At 54.3% G+C, this 18,627-nt stretch carries 17 protein-coding genes; 8 read left to right on the top strand and 9 right to left on the bottom strand.

Features of this window, described 5'->3' with window-relative positions; translation table 11 throughout:
- Positions 1-4 precede the first annotated feature (4 nt).
- Positions 5-1,216, bottom strand: a complete 1,212-nt coding sequence (locus ACR9EC_RS03270) for a molybdopterin molybdotransferase MoeA (RefSeq protein ID WP_435300092.1) — start codon at positions 1,214-1,216, stop codon at positions 5-7.
- Between the two features lie 38 nt (positions 1,217-1,254).
- Between ACR9EC_RS03270 and moaCB the strand changes: the two genes are divergently transcribed.
- Genes moaCB through moaA form a run of 3 tightly spaced genes read left to right on the top strand, consistent with a single transcriptional unit; the run spans position 1,255 to position 3,724 of the window.
- Positions 1,255-2,265: a bifunctional molybdenum cofactor biosynthesis protein MoaC/MoaB gene (gene moaCB / locus ACR9EC_RS03265; RefSeq protein WP_435300091.1), complete on the top strand. Its 1,011-nt coding sequence runs from the start codon at positions 1,255-1,257 to the stop codon at positions 2,263-2,265.
- Between the two features lie 11 nt (positions 2,266-2,276).
- Positions 2,277-2,708: a molybdenum cofactor biosynthesis protein MoaE gene (locus ACR9EC_RS03260; protein ID WP_435300090.1), complete on the top strand. Its 432-nt coding sequence runs from the start codon at positions 2,277-2,279 to the stop codon at positions 2,706-2,708.
- A complete protein-coding gene (moaA, locus tag ACR9EC_RS03255; protein WP_435300089.1) occupies positions 2,705-3,724 on the top strand; it encodes a GTP 3',8-cyclase MoaA in 1,020 nt (339 codons plus the stop codon). The genes ACR9EC_RS03260 and moaA overlap by 4 nt, the downstream gene beginning before the upstream one ends.
- A gap of 23 nt (positions 3,725-3,747) precedes the next feature.
- Here moaA and ACR9EC_RS03250 read toward each other — a convergent pair whose 3' ends face one another.
- The 7 genes from ACR9EC_RS03250 to moeB are packed head-to-tail and all read right to left on the bottom strand — an operon-like array spanning position 3,748 to position 8,802.
- Positions 3,748-4,017, bottom strand: coding sequence for a MoaD/ThiS family protein (locus ACR9EC_RS03250; protein WP_435300088.1), 270 nt, complete (start codon positions 4,015-4,017; stop codon positions 3,748-3,750).
- Complete coding sequence (locus ACR9EC_RS03245) at positions 4,014-4,274, bottom strand: DUF6457 domain-containing protein (RefSeq protein ID WP_435300087.1); 261 nt, start codon at positions 4,272-4,274, stop codon at positions 4,014-4,016. The genes ACR9EC_RS03250 and ACR9EC_RS03245 overlap by 4 nt, the downstream gene beginning before the upstream one ends.
- On the bottom strand, positions 4,271-4,927 hold the full coding sequence (gene mobA, locus ACR9EC_RS03240; RefSeq protein ID WP_435300086.1) for a molybdenum cofactor guanylyltransferase: 657 nt from the start codon (positions 4,925-4,927) through the stop codon (positions 4,271-4,273). The genes ACR9EC_RS03245 and mobA overlap by 4 nt, the downstream gene beginning before the upstream one ends.
- A 2-nt stretch (positions 4,928-4,929) precedes the next feature.
- Positions 4,930-6,021: a sulfate/molybdate ABC transporter ATP-binding protein gene (locus ACR9EC_RS03235; RefSeq protein WP_435300085.1), complete on the bottom strand. Its 1,092-nt coding sequence runs from the start codon at positions 6,019-6,021 to the stop codon at positions 4,930-4,932.
- The gene (gene modB / locus ACR9EC_RS03230; protein WP_435300084.1) at positions 6,018-6,869 is read right to left on the bottom strand and encodes a molybdate ABC transporter permease subunit; all 852 of its coding nucleotides are present in this window, start codon (positions 6,867-6,869) and stop codon (positions 6,018-6,020) included. Before modB ends, ACR9EC_RS03235 begins: the two co-directional genes overlap by 4 nt.
- The gene (gene modA, locus ACR9EC_RS03225) at positions 6,869-7,618 is read right to left on the bottom strand and encodes a molybdate ABC transporter substrate-binding protein (protein ID WP_435300083.1); all 750 of its coding nucleotides are present in this window, start codon (positions 7,616-7,618) and stop codon (positions 6,869-6,871) included. Before modA ends, modB begins: the two co-directional genes overlap by 1 nt.
- Entirely contained in the window at positions 7,615-8,802 is a 1,188-nt protein-coding gene (gene moeB, locus ACR9EC_RS03220) for a molybdopterin-synthase adenylyltransferase MoeB (RefSeq protein WP_435300082.1), read from the bottom strand. Before moeB ends, modA begins: the two co-directional genes overlap by 4 nt.
- 114 nt (positions 8,803-8,916) lie before the next feature.
- Here moeB and uvrB point away from each other — a divergent pair, with 114 nt between their 5' ends.
- From uvrB to ACR9EC_RS03205, 3 genes are all read left to right on the top strand, one after another.
- Positions 8,917-10,995 carry an excinuclease ABC subunit UvrB gene (uvrB, locus tag ACR9EC_RS03215; protein ID WP_435300081.1) on the top strand — a complete coding sequence of 693 codons (2,079 nt, stop codon included), beginning with the start codon at positions 8,917-8,919 and terminating at the stop codon, positions 10,993-10,995.
- 2 nt (positions 10,996-10,997) lie between these two features.
- The gene (locus ACR9EC_RS03210) at positions 10,998-11,927 is read left to right on the top strand and encodes a PfkB family carbohydrate kinase (protein ID WP_435300080.1); all 930 of its coding nucleotides are present in this window, start codon (positions 10,998-11,000) and stop codon (positions 11,925-11,927) included.
- Positions 11,928-12,187: 260 nt separating this feature from the next.
- Positions 12,188-13,180: a TerC family protein gene (locus tag ACR9EC_RS03205; protein ID WP_435300079.1), complete on the top strand. Its 993-nt coding sequence runs from the start codon at positions 12,188-12,190 to the stop codon at positions 13,178-13,180.
- A gap of 86 nt (positions 13,181-13,266) precedes the next feature.
- Here ACR9EC_RS03205 and ACR9EC_RS03200 read toward each other — a convergent pair whose 3' ends face one another.
- A complete protein-coding gene (locus ACR9EC_RS03200; protein ID WP_435300078.1) occupies positions 13,267-13,554 on the bottom strand; it encodes a YciI family protein in 288 nt (95 codons plus the stop codon).
- 124 nt (positions 13,555-13,678) lie between these two features.
- Here ACR9EC_RS03200 and uvrA point away from each other — a divergent pair, with 124 nt between their 5' ends.
- On the top strand, positions 13,679-16,618 hold the full coding sequence (gene uvrA / locus ACR9EC_RS03195) for an excinuclease ABC subunit UvrA (RefSeq protein WP_435300077.1): 2,940 nt from the start codon (positions 13,679-13,681) through the stop codon (positions 16,616-16,618).
- Positions 16,619-16,625: 7 nt separating this feature from the next.
- The gene (gene uvrC / locus ACR9EC_RS03190; protein ID WP_435300076.1) at positions 16,626-18,623 is read left to right on the top strand and encodes an excinuclease ABC subunit UvrC; all 1,998 of its coding nucleotides are present in this window, start codon (positions 16,626-16,628) and stop codon (positions 18,621-18,623) included.
- Positions 18,624-18,627: the final 4 nt, after the last annotated feature.

Genomic DNA, 18,627 nt, shown 5'->3' with positions numbered 1-18,627 from the left:
GATGCTACCAAGCAAGGGCAAGCACCTCAACCACCTCTTCCTCACCGACACCGCCAGGAGGGATGACCGCAACGGCATCAGCATGTGCCAGCCCGCGCATCATCCCGGAGTTCAACCAGGGCAGTTCCGTGACAAACAGAGTCCCCGACCGGTTCTCAATTGTGACTGGAACGAGACGGGTGTCGTGGGCGGGCGCTTTGATCGACGCTGTGGTTAGGGCGCTGGTGAGTTCCGGTAACGGCATCCCCAACAGGCCGCAGGCCAGAGGGCGAACCAGCGTAAGCATCCCGCCCAAGGATGCAGAGAGAGGATTGCCAGGCAGGCCGACGAAAAACTGATCGCCTCGCCGTGCAAGAAGATTGGGGTGCCCTGGTCGCATGGCAATCGAGTCGATGACCAACTGTGCCCCCACTGATGTAAGGGCACGGTGTAGGAAGTCTTTTGGACCAGCGGCGGTGCCACCGGTCGAGAGGACCACCGTTGCGGTGGAGGCGGCTAGAGCTTCGGTTGTGGCCTCGATGGTGTCGGGGATGAACCGGAACCCGGTCACCTCCAACCCAAGCAGCGCCGCGTAGGCCGCGAACTGCGGCTCAAACGCATCACGGACCTGACCGGAACGTGGAATACCGGAACGGAGGACCTCGTCGCCAAGCACAAGGATCTCGCATGAGACACCGCAGCGCACCTCAAGCGTGTCATATCCCGCCATCGCCGCAAGAGCGGTGTGGGCGGGGGACAAGCGGGTTCCGGCAGGCACCAAAATCTCGTCCCGCTTTGCCTCGTCACCGGAAGGACGTACATGAGAATGTGCGAACGGCTCAGACTCGCGTGTGGCACGCACGAATCCATCTGCGCCATCACCAAAGGTCTCCGCAAACTCGCGGCGCACCACACCGAACGTTCCAGCAGGAATGACCCCGCCCGTCGCGATGAGAACAGCGGTGTCCGGTGTGAGCGTCACCTGCGAGACATGCCCCGCCAACGCTTGCCCATCTACCACCCGCCACGGCCCATGGCTACCGCCAACCGCCCAGCCATCCATCGCTGATGTAGTGTCGAGAGGAAGGTCGATGAGGGAGCGCACATCCGTGGCCAAGACCCGACCTACAGCATGCGCGACCGGAACAAGTTCAGAACGTAACGCAGTCGCAATAGTATGTGCGGTTTGATGAGCGACATGCCACGTAGGCTCAATGAGGGGAAATTCGCTTGTCACACTGACCAATACTGCCAACGAACAAGGAGAAAAGTAAATTGGGAAAAGAGTCTGACCGTCTCACACACGTGACAGCTGCTGGACACGTCCACATGGTTGACGTCGCCCACAAGGCCGTCACAGAACGTATCGCCCACGCGAGCTCATTCGTGTCGTGTAACACCGAAGCGGTCCGCCTCCTGCGCAGCGGTGAACTCAAGAAAGGCGATGCACTCGCAGTGGCACGCGTCGCTGCAATCGCAAGCGTGAAGAAAACCCCGGACCTCATCCCGCTGTGCCACCCGATTGCCATTACCGGTGTGAAGGTTGAGATCACGGTCCAAGACGAGGGCGTACATACCCAAACGCGAGTGACCACAACCGACCGCACCGGAATCGAGATGGAAGCCCTCACAGCGGCAACAACTGCTGCGCTGAACATCATCGACATGATCAAGGCGGTTGACCGCGGTGCTCACATCTCCTATGCACGCATTGATCACAAGGCGGGAGGCCGCTCAGGTGAGTGGACTCGCACGTCCACACCACCTGTAGACAGCAAGACAGACGCACCACCAACACAACCAACAACGAAAGACACACCGGTAGTCGGCGTGGTGACTATCTCCGACAGGTCATTCACGGGCGAACGCCCCGACCACACTGGACCCGCAATCACAGAACACGTCCAAGGGTGGGGGCACCTCGTCGATAATCGGCTGACACCAGACGACATCACACACATCCGCACCGCCATCACGGACCTACAGGGCGCCGGGGCATGGCTGATCATCACCACCGGAGGCACCGGAATCACCTCACGTGACCTCACCCCACAGGCCGTGACACCAATGCTCAGCACAACGCTGCCCGCACTCACCAACGCGCTACAGAACAGCGGCATCGGCAAGGCCCCCGGCGCTCTCCTCAGCCGGTCAATCGCCGGCCTCATCGATCGCACTGCCGTTGTCACCCTGCCCGGTTCTCCACACGCGGTCCGCGACGGTCTCGCAATACTCGACACAGTCCGCGAACACCTACACAGCCAACTCGCAGACGCCGATCACTGAAGGAACACCATATGACTGAGGAATCCGTTGTGGTCTTCACGTCCATCACCACGGACGAACTGAACGTTACCTACCATGAGAACCTGGTGGAAGACCCTCGCGTGGGCGCCGTCGTCTCATTCGGTGGTGTCGTTCGCAACCACGACTCACGTGCGGGCGTGACCAGACTCGACTACGAGGGGCACCCACGGGCCGCAGAAATACTGAGTGACATCGCCACCGACATGGCCAGTAGATTCCCCGGCGTCCGGATCGCAGTGAGTCACAGAATCGGAACTCTAGAGGTCGGACATGTCGCACTGGCCGCAGCGGTCGCCTCAGCTCACCGGGCCGAGGCCTTCGGTTGCTGCGCTCAACTCGTCGAGGAGATCAAGGCTCGACTGCCCATCTGGAAGAACCAGTTCTTCGACGACGGAACCCAAGAATGGGTGGGGTCGCTATGACCGTAACTCCCCGGACCAGCCCACGCACCGATGAATTACTAATGGACAGTTATGGACGCAGACACCGAGACCTACGCATCTCACTGACAGACAAGTGCAACCTCCGCTGCACCTACTGCATGCCGGAAGAAGGCATGGAATGGCTCGCCAAAAGCCAACAACTCACCGTTGACGAACTTGTACGCATCGCCCGAGTGGCAACCGAACACGGAATCAACGAAATCCGACTCACCGGAGGCGAGCCACTACTTCACAAGGACGTGCTCGCAATAACACGGCGGCTAGCGTCACTTGACGGCGTACCAGAAATCTCAATGACCACCAATGGTCTGCGCCTACACCTACTCGCTGGAGGACTGCGCGACGCAGGACTGACCAGACTCAACGTCTCACTCGACACCCTTGACGAGACCCGATTCGCGGAACTCACCCGGCGCTCGCGGTTGGGTGACGTGTTGCGTGGGCTGGAAGCCGCTGACGCGGCAGGTTTTACGGGAACAAAGATTAACACGGTGTTGATGCGGGACGTGAACGATGATGAGGCTCCGCAACTGTTGAACTTTGCGCTTGATCGGGGCTATGAGCTGCGCTTCATCGAGCAGATGCCGCTTGATGCAGGGCATACTTGGACTCGTGAGCGCATGATCACCGCCGATGAGATCTTTGCTCAATTGTCTCAGCAGTTCACCCTTGAGCCGGTTCCGGTGCGTGGTGCTGCTCCCGCCGAAAGATGGTATGTGAATGGCACATCTGCGACTGTTGGGATTATTGCCTCGGTGACTCGCCCATTCTGCGGAGCCTGCGATCGCATCCGGCTCACCTCTGACGGACAGGTACGCAACTGTCTGTTTGCCCGCGAGGAACTGGATCTGCGCGATGCTATCCGTTCGGGTGTCACCGACGACGACCTTGCACGGATGCTGGGCGTGGCGGTGGCCGCCAAACTTCCGGGGCACGGTATCAACGATTCCGGGTTCATTCAGCCGGAACGTGGCATGTCTGCGATTGGTGGTTAGGCAGTTTTACCCGCCAGCGCGTTTTACCCACCTGCGAATGGCGGGAGAATGTCTACGGCAACGTCCTTGGTCAGAGGGCGATCGAAGTCTTGACCGTCTTGGCGTAGGCCATCGAGCAGGTAGGAACTGCGTGCAACAACCTGTTCGAATTCGGGGCCGTGCCGGGTAATGGCCTGAGTTCGGGCGTCGGCAATCGACGCGGCCGTGAACGTTTCGCTATGGGTGCTCCCTGATGCTGCGCGCACCGCAGCGTAGTAGGTGAACGTCACCGCGTATTGACGGCTGTTCATCATGACTCATCCGTTGGAGCTGGCACGAGTTCACGGATGGCCGCGATAATCTCGCGTGCCTTGTCGTTGTCGCCGCCAGATAGACCAACGGCAAGCCCCACGTAGTATGTGGAGATTGGACCGGCAGGGCGGGCGACGTTGTGTGCGACCTCGCGGGTGAGGTCGAGTAACTCAACGATCTCAGGTTCGAGCGCTGTTTCTGTGTCGAGTTCAAGGGTGGTGGCAAGTTGTTGCGCCCACTGGGCTACGGTAACGTTCATTGTCCTACTTTCCGTGTGTGTCGGGTTTCTGTGTGTATGAGGTGTTCGAGCATGTCATGGTCCGCCATCGTGTCGACATCCATGCTTTCCACGCCACTGATTTCCAATGTGGTGGTCTTCAGTGTCCGTTCCAGCAATCGAAGCGGTGAATTATTGATGCGATCGGCTGCTTGCAGTCGCTTCAGTGCGTAACTGGCGGCGGTGCGGTCGTAGACGGCGATGAGCGGTTGCGGGTAGCCGGCCGTGTCCTGTGCCAGAACGGCATCGTAGGCGTTTCCTTGGTGGCGTAGGGCGATCAGGTGTGCGAAGAGCTTGGGCAGTGCGCGGCCAGCAAATGGGGCATCGCAACTGAGGACAGCACAGTGTGTGGCTTGACTGCGGAGCGCAGTGAATCCGGCTGCGAGCCCTGCGAGTGGGCCTGCGCCTGGTGGGTCCTCCATGGTCCAGTTCACCACGTTGTCGGGGTAAAGGTCACGGCGCGGTCCAACTATCACGGTCTCCACGCAGTGTGGTGTGGCCTCGCTGATCACGTGTTGGAGGTAGGACTTCTCGCCCACCTGCATGAGTGCCTTGTCGGTTCCCCCCATCCGTTGGCTGGAACCGCCTGCAACGACGATGAGTGCCATGGTTGGGCGAGTTTCTCTGTGTGTCATATTCAGGCTCCATAGACGCGTAGTGCGGTCGCCTTGATGCTCGCTCGAACTGTTGTCCCTGGTTGGAGTGCCAGGTGAGCGACGGATCGAGTGGTGATGTCCGCACGGAGCGGGAACGAGCCTTCGAGTTCGACTCGGGCGAGGGAACCCATGACTTCGACGTGGCTGACCTGCATGGTCCACTGATTGCGCGCTGACACCAGATCGGATGGTGAACCGGTGGGAAGTTCAAGGGTTACGTCGGTGGGTGCACAGGATACAAACCTGCTGGCGGTAGGTGCGTAGTCGAGATGGATCTCGCGTGGCGTCGGGGTGGAGGTGTCTACCGCAACGATGGGTGCTTGGGAGTCGGTGCTTGCGGAAACCGGAATGAGATTGAGCCCAAGGAACTCGGCGGCGAAATGCGAGCGAGGGAGAGAGGCGACTTCGCTGACTGGCGCGAACTGCACCAGTTTTCCCTCGTCAAGCACCGCGATGTGGGTGGCAAGCGCGAATACGTCGAGCACCTGATGGCTGGTGAACACGAGGGGGAGGTTGTGTTCGGTGGCGTATCTGCTCAGCAGGCGACGAGCCTCGGAGGCGGCTCCGCTATCCAGGTTCGCAAACGGTTCATCGAGCAGGAGCGCCCCACCCTCGGAGGCGAGTGCTCGGGCGAGGGAGACGCGTGCGGTTTGTCCAGACGAGAGTGTTCGAACGCGACGGTCGCGCAGGTGTTCTATGTCGAAGGCACTCAGGAGTTGCTGTGTGACGGTGTGTGCTGCACTGCGGGTGCGCCTGAGTTTGGCGACCTGTTCAATACTGCGGCGTACTGTAAAGGAGGGGACAAGCCGTGGTTCTGGGAACACCATGGGTATGCCACGCTGCCAGGCATGAACCGAGGTACGTTCAGCATCGGTGAGGAGTACACGGTTGTTGAGGCTAATGATGGTGCCATGCTCAGCGGCATCGAGTCCCGCGAGAATCCGTAGGGTTGAGGTCTTTCCGCAACCGTTCGGTCCCACAAGGGCGACCCGCATTCCTGGTTCAACGCTTAAGGAGATGTCTAGGGGAAGGCTTCGTGAGGCGTTTCCGGTGATGGTGCAGTTCAGTGTCATAGGGCTTGGCCCTTCGTGCGCATTCGCAGCACTCCCAGAATGATGCAGGAAATCAGCAGCATGATTGCGGATGCGGTGAGTGCCGCATCGAGGTCATAGCCGAGAAACTCGTTGATCGCCGTGGGCAGGGTTTGGGTGTGTCCCTTAATCGCTCCGGCAAAGGTGAGCGTTGCCCCGAACTCTCCGAGGGCACGGGCAAACCCGAGAGCAATGGAGGCGATTGCTGCGGGCTTGACTGCTGGCAGCACAACGGAGAAGAACGCCCGGAACGGGGACATGCCGTAGGTGAGTCCTGCCTCGAAGTGTTTGCTGCCGAGTGTTGTGAAGGCGGACTCCATGTTGGTGACAAGGAATGGCATGGCAACAAATGTCTGAGCTATCACGATCGCTGCGACGCTGTAGGGAATCTGTATGCCAAAGGCTTCGAACCAGCCGCCGATCCAGGAGCGCCGACCAAATGTGTACAGTAGCGCGACCCCGGTAACCACCGGCGGAAGGACAAGCGGCACGGAAACGACTGTGCGCACGAAACCGCCAACTCGATGCGTATTGTGTGCCAGCCACCATGCTGTTGGCACGCCAATCACTGTTGCAATGAGTGCTGCGGTAGCGGCTGTTGTGAGTGAAAGCGTGAGTGCATCACGTACGGATGGCTGGGCAATTACCTGCGGTACTCGTGCTATTGGTACGCGAGCAAGCAGTGCGAGGAGGGGTACCGCGAGAAACAGGCATGCGACTGCCGCGCTGAACCCTGCCCAGCGCGGCAGTGCGGTCGAACTACGCCGCGTGTTTTTACTGCGCGGCGTAGTCGAGTCGCTCGAGTGTGGGGTGTGTGCGACGGAACGCATTACTGAGGTGCTGCTCCAAAACCGTAGGTGGCAAGAACCGCTTGACCATCTGGGCTCAGCACGAAGTCGACGAATTCCTGCGCCGTGGCCACATCGCTTGTCGGTGCGATTGCGTAGGTGGTTGCGGGGAACGTGAGATCAGGAATCTCGGCGATCACGGTGTCTACGTTGCCTGTGGCGTCGGTTGAATAGACGAGGGCTGCATCGACCTGATCGGTGAGCAGCGCCGCGAAGGTGTTCGATACGTCTGAGCCTTCGGTGCGGATGTCAAGGTCAAGGTTGTTGGTGGCGGCGAATTCGCGGGCGAGGATGCCGCACGGCGCGGTTTCGACGCACTGGGCAACTCCCACGCTTTCGAGTTCCTCCCGTGTTGTGAGCGCGTCGGTGGCGTCGGCGCGGACAGCAATGGTGAGTTCGTTGGTTGCGAACTGAGCGAAGTCGGTGATGTTTGCGTCATCCATTGCGGCGAGGTCTGCGCTGGCGAACACGTCTCCCGCGTTGCCTTCAGCGATGCCCACGGCCAGTGCGTGCGAGTTGCCGAAGTTGAAGTTGACCTTGACGCCCTCGTTTGTTTCAAAGCTCTGCCCCAGTTCCTCGAATGAGGCCCGCAGGGATGCGGCGGCAAAAACGGTGATTTCCTTGGGTTCATCGGCTGATGAGGAGCAACCTACGGTGGTGGCACCCAGAATTAGAGTGACGAGCAGTGCAACAGCGGCGCGTCGCGCGTTGATGATACGAGTGGTTTTCACTTCTGAGGTCTTTCTGTGAGGGCGGCCAGACCGCCTGTAAGGTGACTGACCTGTTTTCTGTGTGATGCCGTCAGGGCAGCAGCCGCAATCGCGGAACGCTGTCCGGAAGCGCAGTACACTAACGTTGCTGATGCCGGTGGCACCTTGGATGGCTCTGCGAGGAGTTCATCGAGGGGAATGTTGAGTGATTCGGGAATCGCGTATTCGCTATGCTCGGCCTGAGTTCTGACATCAAGCAGGAGGGTGTCTTCCGGCAGATTGGCGACGATCCGGCTTAGTTCTGCGTTCGTCTCGCTGTGGTTCGTTGTCCCGTGGGCATCCGCTGTGCGGATTCCCGTGCCGCACCCGGCAGAGGTGAGAGGCATGGTCAGGGCTACCGACTCGTCGGCAAGGGGGATGCTGCACGTGGGGCAGCTGGGATTCTTGGCTAGTGGCAGGTACTGCCAGCCTGTAGTGAGTGCGTCAAGAACAGCAATTTTTCCCGAAAGTGGTGTGCCAACTTCAAGCAAGAGTTTGATAGCTTCCATTGCCTGGAGCGTGCCGACCATGCCGGGTAAAACACCGATGACGCCACCTGAAGCGCATGTTGGGACTGTGCCAGGCTGTGGTTGCGACGGAAAGATGCACCTGTAACAGGGGCCGTTGTTATATCCGAAGACAGACATTTGTGCATCGAACTGGTAGATAGCAGCCCAAATGTAGGGAACTCCCGCAGTTACGCAGGCATCGTTGAGGAGATATCGCGTATCAAAATTGTCGGTCCCATCAATCACTAGATCGACGTTCGCCACCAGCTTGTTGACATTCTCCGCAGTCAAACGTTGTGCAATTGCTTGAATCGTGACATCAGGGTTCAACGCAGCTAAGGCCCGGCGTGTTACCTCCACCTTAAGTTTGCCAAGGTCATCGGCAGTGAAGAGAACTTGACGTTGCAGATTAGACAAAGACACTGTGTCGTCATCTATTACCGTGATAGTGCCAACTCCTGCGGCTGTGAGGTAGGTGAGAGCCGGGGCCCCTAATCCTCCAGTACCAACGACAAGCACATGTGCACTAAGTAAACGTTCTTGTCCTGCAATACCTACCTGCGGTAAAGCCAGATGTCGGGCATACCTAGCGAACTGTTCAGAACGTAAACGCGGAACACTCTGCACGGGGCCTCGGCCAGAGGTCTTTTGTGGCATACGGACAGTAAAACAGAATAAAAACGAGAAAAATAGTGAAAAGGTCCTAGGTGAAGTCCCAAGGTTGCCCCTCTGCGCTGTGGAATGTCAGAGGGACCCATATAAGTTATAGGTATGCGTCCTGAAACCGATCTTGTTCGTGCAGCCAACCGGATAGAAGTAATCTCCGAGTTCAGCCCTGCAGGAGACCAGCCAACCGCAATCGCCGAACTAGCAACACGCCTGCGAGGCGGAGAAAAAGACATCGTACTTCTCGGCGCAACCGGTACCGGAAAATCAGCAACCAGCGCGTGGCTCATCGAAGAACTACAACGCCCCACACTCGTGATGGCACCAAACAAAACCCTCGCCGCACAACTAGCAACAGAATTTCGCGAACTCCTACCCAACAACGCCGTTGAATACTTCGTGTCCTACTACGACTACTACCAACCCGAAGCATACATAGCCCAAACAGACACATACATCGAAAAAGACTCCTCAATAAACGAGGAAGTAGAACGCCTCAGACACTCAGCAACCAACTCACTCCTCACACGCAGAGACGTCGTCGTCGTCGCCTCAGTGTCATGCATTTACGGGCTAGGAACACCACAAGAATACGTAGACCGCATGGTGCAACTAACCGTCGGCGACGAAATAGACCGCGACGAACTCCTCAAACAATTCGTCATCATGCAATACGCACGAAACGACGTCGCATTCACCCGAGGAACCTTCCGCGTACGAGGCGACACCGTAGAAATAATCCCCGTCTACGAAGAACTCGCAATCCGCCTCGAATTCTTCGGCGACGAAATCGACGCCATCTACACTCTGCACCCGCTCACCGGAGAAGTAGTCACACAAGTAGAAACAACCCACATATTCCCCGCCACACACTATGTAGCCGGCCCAGAACGCATGGAAAAAGCCATCAACCGCATCGAAGCAGAACTAGAAACCCGGCTCGAAGAACTAGAACGAAACAACAAACTCCTCGAAGCACAACGCCTCCGCATGCGCACAACCTACGACATAGAAATGATGCGGCAAATAGGAAGCTGCTCCGGCATCGAAAACTACTCCCGCCACATCGATGGACGAGAAGCCGGCACACCACCACACACACTCCTCGACTACTTCCCAGACGACTTCCTCCTCATCATCGACGAATCCCACGTCACCGTCCCACAAATCGGCGCCATGTACGAAGGCGACATGTCACGAAAACGCAGCCTCGTCGAACACGGCTTCAGGCTCCCCAGCGCAATGGACAACCGCCCACTCAAATGGGAAGAATTCGTCGAACGAATCGGACAAACCGTATACCTATCAGCCACGCCCGGCGATTACGAAATGGCACTATCAGACGGTGCCGTAGAACAAATCATCCGCCCCACAGGACTCATCGACCCGAAAGTCACCGTCAAACCCACCAAAGGACAAATCGACGACCTACTCGACGAAATCCGACAACGCGTCGCACAAGACGAACGAGTCCTCGTCACAACACTGACAAAGAAAATGGCGGAAGACCTCACCGACTACTTCCTCGACAAAGGCGTACGCATCCAATACCTCCACTCCGACATCGACACACTCAAACGAGTCGAACTCCTACGAGGACTACGCCTAGGCGAATTCGATGTTCTCGTCGGCATCAACCTCCTCCGCGAAGGACTCGACCTACCAGAAGTCTCCCTCGTAGCCATCCTCGACGCAGACAAACAAGGATTCCTACGATCACCACGATCACTCATCCAAACCATCGGACGAGCCGCACGTAACGTCTCAGGCGAAGTACACATGTACGCAGACACCATCACCCCAGCAATGAGCCAAGCAATCGAAGAAACCGAACGCCGCCGCGAAAAACAAATCGCCTACAACACACAACACAACATCGACCCACAACCACTACGCAAAAAAATCGCCGACGTCACCGACATGCTCGCCCGCGAAGACATCGACACACAAAGCCTCCTCAAAAGCGGACACCGAAAAACCACTGATAGAGCAACCGCAGACTCAGCTGTCGAACGAGCCTTCACCGTCACCGCCAGCTCAGACCTCACAGAACTCATCGAACAACTCACCGCACAAATGCACGAAGCCGCAGCCTCACTACAATTCGAACTAGCAGCCCGACTACGTGACGAACTCTCCGACCTCAAAAAAGAACTACGCCACATGAACGAAGCAACAAAATAACCATGACCGCAACACCACCTGCCACCCCGCACGGAGTATTCATCGGACTAACCGTCCTTGACGTACTCAACCGAGTCAACAAACCCCCACACCAAAACGAAAAAATTACCGCCCACCAACAAGACATAGCCGCAGGCGGCCCAGCCGCCAACGCCGCACTCACCTATGCAGCCCTCGGCGGACACGCCACCCTCATCACACTCCTCGGCGACTCACCAGCCAGCCAGATCGCCCGCGCAGACCTCGAACACTACGGCGTCACAATCATCGACTGCGCCCCAACAGGCACAGGCATCGGCATATCAGCGATCACAGTGCTCGAAACAAACGGCGACCGCAGCGTCATCTCCCCAGACGGAGGAACCTTCAACACATGGGAAATAACCGACACACTGCGAACAACAATCACAGACGCACTACAAAACACCACAGTTGCGCTCGCAGACGGGCACCATCCGCAACTGCTAGAAGAAGTGCTGGACTATCTGCCAGCGAATACACCTCTTGTTATTGATGCAGGTAGGTGGAAGCCACAGTTTGAATGGCTCATGCCTAAAGCGACTCACATCGTTGCCTCAGCAGATTTCCATGACCCGCTCGGATTTATGGACAACGCTTTTACACGTAGTTCCGAAAGAGTCGAACACACAGTGGTACAAACACATGGTGCTCACCCAATTCGTTGGGTGCACGGGCAACAACACGGAATAGTAACTGCGCCATCCGTACATGCACGAGACACTCTTGGCGCTGGAGACGTGTTTCACGGCGCGTACTGCTACTTTCTTACCGCGGGAAAATGGCAGATACCTCAGGTAATAGAGCAGGCAGCGCATGTTGCCGCGTTAAAAGTATCCACAGTTGGGCCACGTGCATGGATAGCTCAGCTTTCGCACATAAACCCTGATAATCCTTATATTTATGTGCCGTGACGACCGCAGGCATGTATGAGGCGACATATATCACGCGTATAAAACCTTTATGTGTCACCAATACGTAACATAGATGGTTCATAATTGACCTTGAATGAAGGGGAGTATCCCACCAACAGCGTTTTCGTCATCACGGCAGTCCCATGACTAGCCCGGGAGCGTAGGCCTAAACATTCATCGAGGGTCATGATGGATGTGCACACGACAGTGTTAGGCGGGAGAGACCTTCGGTGCCAGTCCTATGTACCGGAGGTTTATCGGTGGACAGCGTTCATATCGTTTTGTGGATCGTTACGGTTACCCTTGTCATCGTCATGCTGGCGGTTGACTTTGTTGGACACGTAAGAAAACCACACGCCCCAACCATTAAAGAAGCAGCCATCTGGTCGGCTGTATATATAGCAATAGCTATCGTGTTCGGTGTATACATTTGGGTTTCCTACGGTAGCCAAATGGGAACCGAATATTTTGCCGGTTACCTGACAGAGAAGTCGTTGTCTATTGACAACCTGTTCGTCTTCATTTTGATCATGGCAGCGTTTAAAGTGCCTCGTGAAGACCAGCAAAAAGTTTTGCTCTTCGGAATTGTCGTTGCATTGATTTTCCGTACCGTCTTTATTTTGCTCGGTGCGGCAGTCATTGAGAACTTCTCGTGGGTGTTTTACATCTTCGGTGCGTTCCTCATCTGGACTGCAATCCACCAAGCTATGCCAGCCAAGAGCGAAGATGAGTATCACGAAAACGCGTTGATTAAAAAGCTGCGTAAAGTGCTTCCTCTGACCGACTCATACGTGGGCGACCGCGTGTTCGTTAAAGTTGACGGCAAACGTATGGTCACACCAATGCTGATCGTTATGTTTGCTATTGGTTCAGCAGACCTACTGTTCGCGGTCGACTCAATCCCAGCGATCTTTGGTCTAACACAAGACCCATACTTGGTCTTTGCTGCCAACGCCTTCTCGCTCCTTGGCTTGCGTCAGCTGTTCTTCCTCGTCGACGGACTGCTCGAACGTCTTGTGTACCTCAACTACGGACTAGCTGTAATCCTTGGATTTATTGGTATCAAGCTGGTACTGCACGCACTGCACGTCAACGAGCTTCCATTTATCAACAACGGACAGCCGATTTACGGTGCACCAGAAATTTCGATTGGAACATCGATGTCTGTGATCGTGGGAACTCTGATAGTCACCACTGTCGCGTCGCTGATCAAAGACAAATCAGACCGTAAGAAAGAACTTGCTGCCCAGTAAGTCTTTTCACAACTGAGGCGGGGTGGAACATCATTACTTGATGTTCCACCCCGCCTCAGTTGTATGGCGTAGCGATACGGTTTGAACTAGTGCGCCCACTGCCCAATGACGATGTTCCATGACACCACAGCACGATCAACTACGAGTGAGTTAACCCAGAAAGGATCATGCTCAAGTAGTGCAAGAGCAGCCTCGCTGCTCTCTGCACGCACAATAATGAGTGCCCCATTCATGTCGTCATGGCGTACCGGACCGGATGCGAGAACCGTGCCGGTTGTGGCAAGCGCTTGTAAATATGCGCGATGTGCTGGGCGGTGTTCGTCGAGCGCAGCAGGATTTTCTGCATAAACATATGTGATGGCAAAAGTGTGCATAGGTGAATCTAATCATGTTTGCGGGTGCGGGAAGTGCGCCTGCTGGGCGTATCTACACCGGAAGTTCATACCAACATCTTCGAACAGGTGTACGATTTGGTGATTCTGCGGCTAAGATAGATGAGTGACAGATCGACTTATCGTCCAAGGCGCCCGCGAACACAACCTGAAAAACATTGATATCTCTTTACCAAGAGATCAACTCATTGTTTTTACAGGTCTTTCTGGTTCAGGAAAATCTTCTCTTGCTTTTGACACCATATTCGCAGAGGGGCAGCGACGCTACGTCGAATCTTTATCTGCGTATGCGCGCCAATTCCTTGGACAGATGGATAAGCCAGATGTTGATTTCATTGAGGGCTTATCACCTGCGGTTTCTATTGATCAAAAATCAACCAACCGTAACCCTCGATCTACTGTTGGAACGATTACCGAAGTCTATGACTACCTGAGGCTGCTTTTTGCGCGTGCTGGGACACAACATTGTCCCGTATGTGATGAGCACATTACAGCGCAAACTCCGCAACAAATCGTTGACCGGCTTATGACGTTGCCGCAAGGCACTCGATTCCAGATCCTTGCTCCAGTGGTCAGAGGCCGTAAAGGGGAGTACCAAGAACTTTTTGCTGAACTCCAAACCAAAGGGTTTGCGAGGGTGAGAGTTGATGGGGAAATACATCAACTTTCGTCGCCACCAACTTTAGAAAAGCAGATTAAACACACAATCGAAGTGATTGTGGACCGTCTCGCTGTCAAAGAAACCATCCAACGACGCCTAACCGATTCCATCGAAACGGCCCTCTTAGCGGCAGACGGTCTTGTCATTATCGACCAGGTCGATTTACCTGAAGACGATCCGCACAGGGAGCGTCGTTTTTCCGAAAAACGTGCTTGCCCGAACGATCACGAACTCACGTTAGACGAAATCGAACCACGCACTTTTTCATTTAACGCACCATACGGTGCCTGCCCGGAATGCACGGGCTTAGGCATGCGCAAAGAAATCGATCCAGATTTGATCGTCCCTGATGACGAAAAATCAATTGCTGAAGGAGCTATCGCTCCATGGGCTGGCTCCTCATCAGAGTATTACGACAGAGTCTTAACTGCGCTGGCGCAAGAACTTGACTTCTCCCTAGACACTCCATGGAAAGACCTCCCAGCAGCCATTCGTAAAGCCGTACTGTACGGGAAAGACCATAAAGTTCACGTTAAATACAAGAACAGATGGGGTCGTGAACGCGCATATTCCACAGGCTTTGAAGGCGTTATAGCGTCAATTGAGCGACGTCACGCTGAAACAGAATCAGAGTGGGCAAAAGAAAAATATGAAGCGTTCATGCGTGAGGTTCCCTGTCCCACATGTAACGGTGCGCGACTCAAACCTGAAGTCCTTGCCGTAAAAGTTGGTGGGAAATCAATCGCAGATGTCTGCGAACTTTCCATTAAAGAATGCAAGCCTTTCTTAGACGCTCTTGAATTGGGCCACCGCGAAAAGCAAATTGCGTCAGCTGTACTGAAAGAAATTCAAGACCGTTTAGGGTTCTTGCTTGATGTGGGGCTCGACTATCTCACACTATCGAGAGCAGCCGGAACACTATCAGGCGGTGAAGCCCAACGAATCAGACTTGCAACTCAAATTGGGTCCGGTCTAGTCGGCGTTTTATATGTCCTTGATGAACCAAGCATCGGTTTACACCAAAGAGACAACCGCAGACTTATCGACACGTTGACTCGTCTGCGGAGTTTAGGCAACACCCTTATTGTTGTAGAGCATGATGAAGACACCATCCGAACAGCTGACTGGATCGTCGATATTGGTCCTGGAGCTGGTGAGCATGGTGGAGAAGTCGTTCACTCAGGAACATACAAAGAACTGCTGAAAAATAAAGAATCCTTAACTGGTGCTTACGTTTCAGGACGACGAGAAATTGCACTGCCAGAGTCTCGACGCGGCATAAACCCTGAGCGACAAGTCACTGTTGTACAAGCCCGCGAGAATAATTTGCAGAACATTACTGTAGATTTTCCTCTCGGCGTGCTGACTGCAATAACAGGTGTTTCTGGTTCGGGAAAATCCACACTTGTGAACTCGATTCTGTACACCGTGCTGGCAAACAAGCTCAATGGTGCACGCAAAGTCGCTGGTTTACACAGGCGTGTTACAGGACTGGAACACTTAGACAAAGTCGTTCACGTTGATCAAGGCCCAATAGGTCGTACTCCACGGTCTAACCCTGCAACGTATACGGGAGTGTGGGACAACGTCAGGAAGCTATTTGCTGAAACAAGCGAAGCGAAAGTACGCGGATACGGACCAGGACGGTTTTCTTTCAACGTTAAGGGCGGCCGCTGCGAAGCATGTTCTGGTGATGGAACATTAAAAATTGAAATGAACTTCCTACCAGATGTATACGTGCCATGCGAAGTATGTCAAGGTGCGCGATACAACCGAGAAACACTGGAAGTGAAGTTCAAAGGCAAAAACGTTCAAGAAGTACTTGAAATGCCAATCGAAGAAGCCGCAACCTTCTTCGAAGCTGTTCCTTCCATTGCACGGCACTTAAAAACCTTGGTCGATGTTGGCTTAGGTTATGTGCGATTGGGGCAGCCTGCCCCTACGCTTTCTGGCGGTGAAGCACAGCGTGTTAAATTAGCGTCTGAACTGCAAAAACGTTCAACAGGGCGAACAATTTATGTGTTGGATGAACCCACCACAGGGCTGCACTTTGAAGACATACGGAAGCTTTTAATCGTTTTACAGGGTCTTGTCGAAAAAGGAAACACAGTTCTTGTCATCGAACATAATCTCGATGTCATTAAGAACTCCGACTGGGTTATCGACATGGGTCCAGAAGGTGGGTCCGGTGGTGGACAAGTCGTTGCTGAAGGAACACCAGAGCATGTTGCTTCCATAGCGGCTTCGCACACAGGACAGTTCTTACGAGAAATTTTGGACAAAAAACCATCTGTGCCTGTGGGGGAGCAAGTTGCAGCCCAAACTCCAGCACGTGCACCGAAGAAAACGACAACAAAATCACGCGCAAAAAAGAAGGTGACCTAGCCACATCATGGCAGATCCAGCAACATACCGCCCGGCTCCTGGCGAAATACCTACCCAACCGGGCGTATACCGTTTCCGGGATGAACAAGGGCGCGTTATTTATGTTGGAAAAGCCAAAAATCTGCGCTCGCGGTTATCAAACTATTTTCAAGATGTATCGTCGTTGCACACGCGTACGCAAACAATGGTTACCACGGCAAGTTCCGTGGAATGGACAATCGTTTCAACCGAGGTAGAGGCTTTAACCCTTGAATATTCGTGGATTAAAGAATTTGATCCACGTTTTAACGTCAAATATAAGGACGATAAGTCGTACCCCTATTTGATGGTTACGATGTCTGAGGCTATTCCGCGGGCGCAGGTTATGCGTGGCTCCAAAAAACCTGGTAACCGTTATTTTGGGCCGTACGGGCATGCGTGGGCAATACGTGAAACTCTCGACTTACTGTTGCGCGTATTTCCGATCCGAACCTGCGCGACAGGGGTTTTCAACAGAGCAAAAAAATCTGGTCGTCCGTGTCTTTTAGGGTACATAGATAAGTGTTCTGCACCATGTGTGGAAAGGATTTCTGTTGAGCAGCACAGACAGCTCGCAGAAGATTTTTGTGCGTTCATGGATGGCGATACCAGCCGGTTCTTGAAAAAAATAGAACAACAGATGAAAGACGCAGCCACTGCACTGGACTTTGAAGCGGCTGCTCGACTGCGTGACGACATTGAAGCTCTTAAACGGGTGTTAGAGAAGAACGCTGTTGTGCTTTCTGACTCGACAGATGCAGATATTTTTGCCTTAAGCGGTGATGAATTAGAAGCGGCTGTTCAGGTGTTTCATGTCCGTGGCGGTCGTATCCGGGGTCAGCGTGGGTGGATCGTCGAAAAGGTTGAAGACATTAGCGACGAACAATTAATCGCTCGTCTTATTCAACAGGTATACAGTTTTGAAGCAGGGATTGCGGGACACAACACAATTCAAAAAGCTGACGATCAAGAACGTCATCATTCTATTCCTCGTGAAGTGCTTGTTCCGAGCGAACCAGAAGATAGCGAAGAACTCTCAGCGTGGCTCACCGATGCTAGAGGTTCCAAGGTAACTATTAAGGTTCCGCAACGAGGAGAGAAAGCAGAACTAGCCAAAACTGTGCTTGCGAATGCGCAGCAAGCATTAATGCTGCACAGGACTCGACGTTCTTCTGATCTGACCAGTCGCAGCCAAGCCCTACGAGAAATCCAAGAAGCATTGGATTTGGATAGTGCTCCATTGCGGATTGAATGTTATGACGTGTCCCATAATCAAGGAACTTTTCAAACCGCATCAATGGTTGTTTTTGAAGACGGGTTAGCCAAAAAATCTCAATATCGTGTGTTTAACGTACGTGGTCCTGAAGGGGATGGCTCACGCGACGATACAGCTGCAATGTATGAAGTGATAACACGTCGTTTTGCTCGTTATCTGAAAGATCAGGAAGCCGCGCAGGGCGATGTGATTATTGCGAGTGGCGAGATTTCTTTGGACGAAGATGATCCTGCTTTGACCGCACCACAGCGTTTTTCTTATGCGCCAAGTTTAGTGGTGGTTGATGGGGGACAACCGCAAGTGGCAGCCGCTCAGCGTGCGCTTTCTGACTTGGGAATTACTGATGTCGCGTTGTGTGGTTTGGCAAAACGGTTGGAAGAAGTATGGGTGCCAGACGACGACTACCCTGTGATTTTGAGGCGGAGTTCAGAAGGACTGTATTTGCTTCAACGTCTGCGTGATGAAGCCCACCGGTTTGCGATTTCTGCTCACCGTAAACGTAGGTCCAAAGGAATGGTGGCATCCGAACTGGATGATATTCCGCTGCTCGGGCCTGCAAAGAAAACACAGTTATTAAAACATTTTGGTTCGTTGAAGAAAATTCGTGCTGCATCGCTTGAAGAACTTACTGATGCTCCCGGAATTGGTGCGAAGATCGCCGAGAATATATTTGCGCATATGCATGTTGATGACTCAAAAAGTACTGATTGATATG

It is taken from the genome of Timonella sp. A28 (assembly GCF_051200815.1).
Lineage (GTDB): Bacteria > Actinomycetota > Actinomycetes > Actinomycetales > Cellulomonadaceae > Timonella.
The sequence above is the reverse complement of the archived record's forward strand: the minus strand, read 5'-3'. Positions and strand labels throughout refer to the sequence as shown.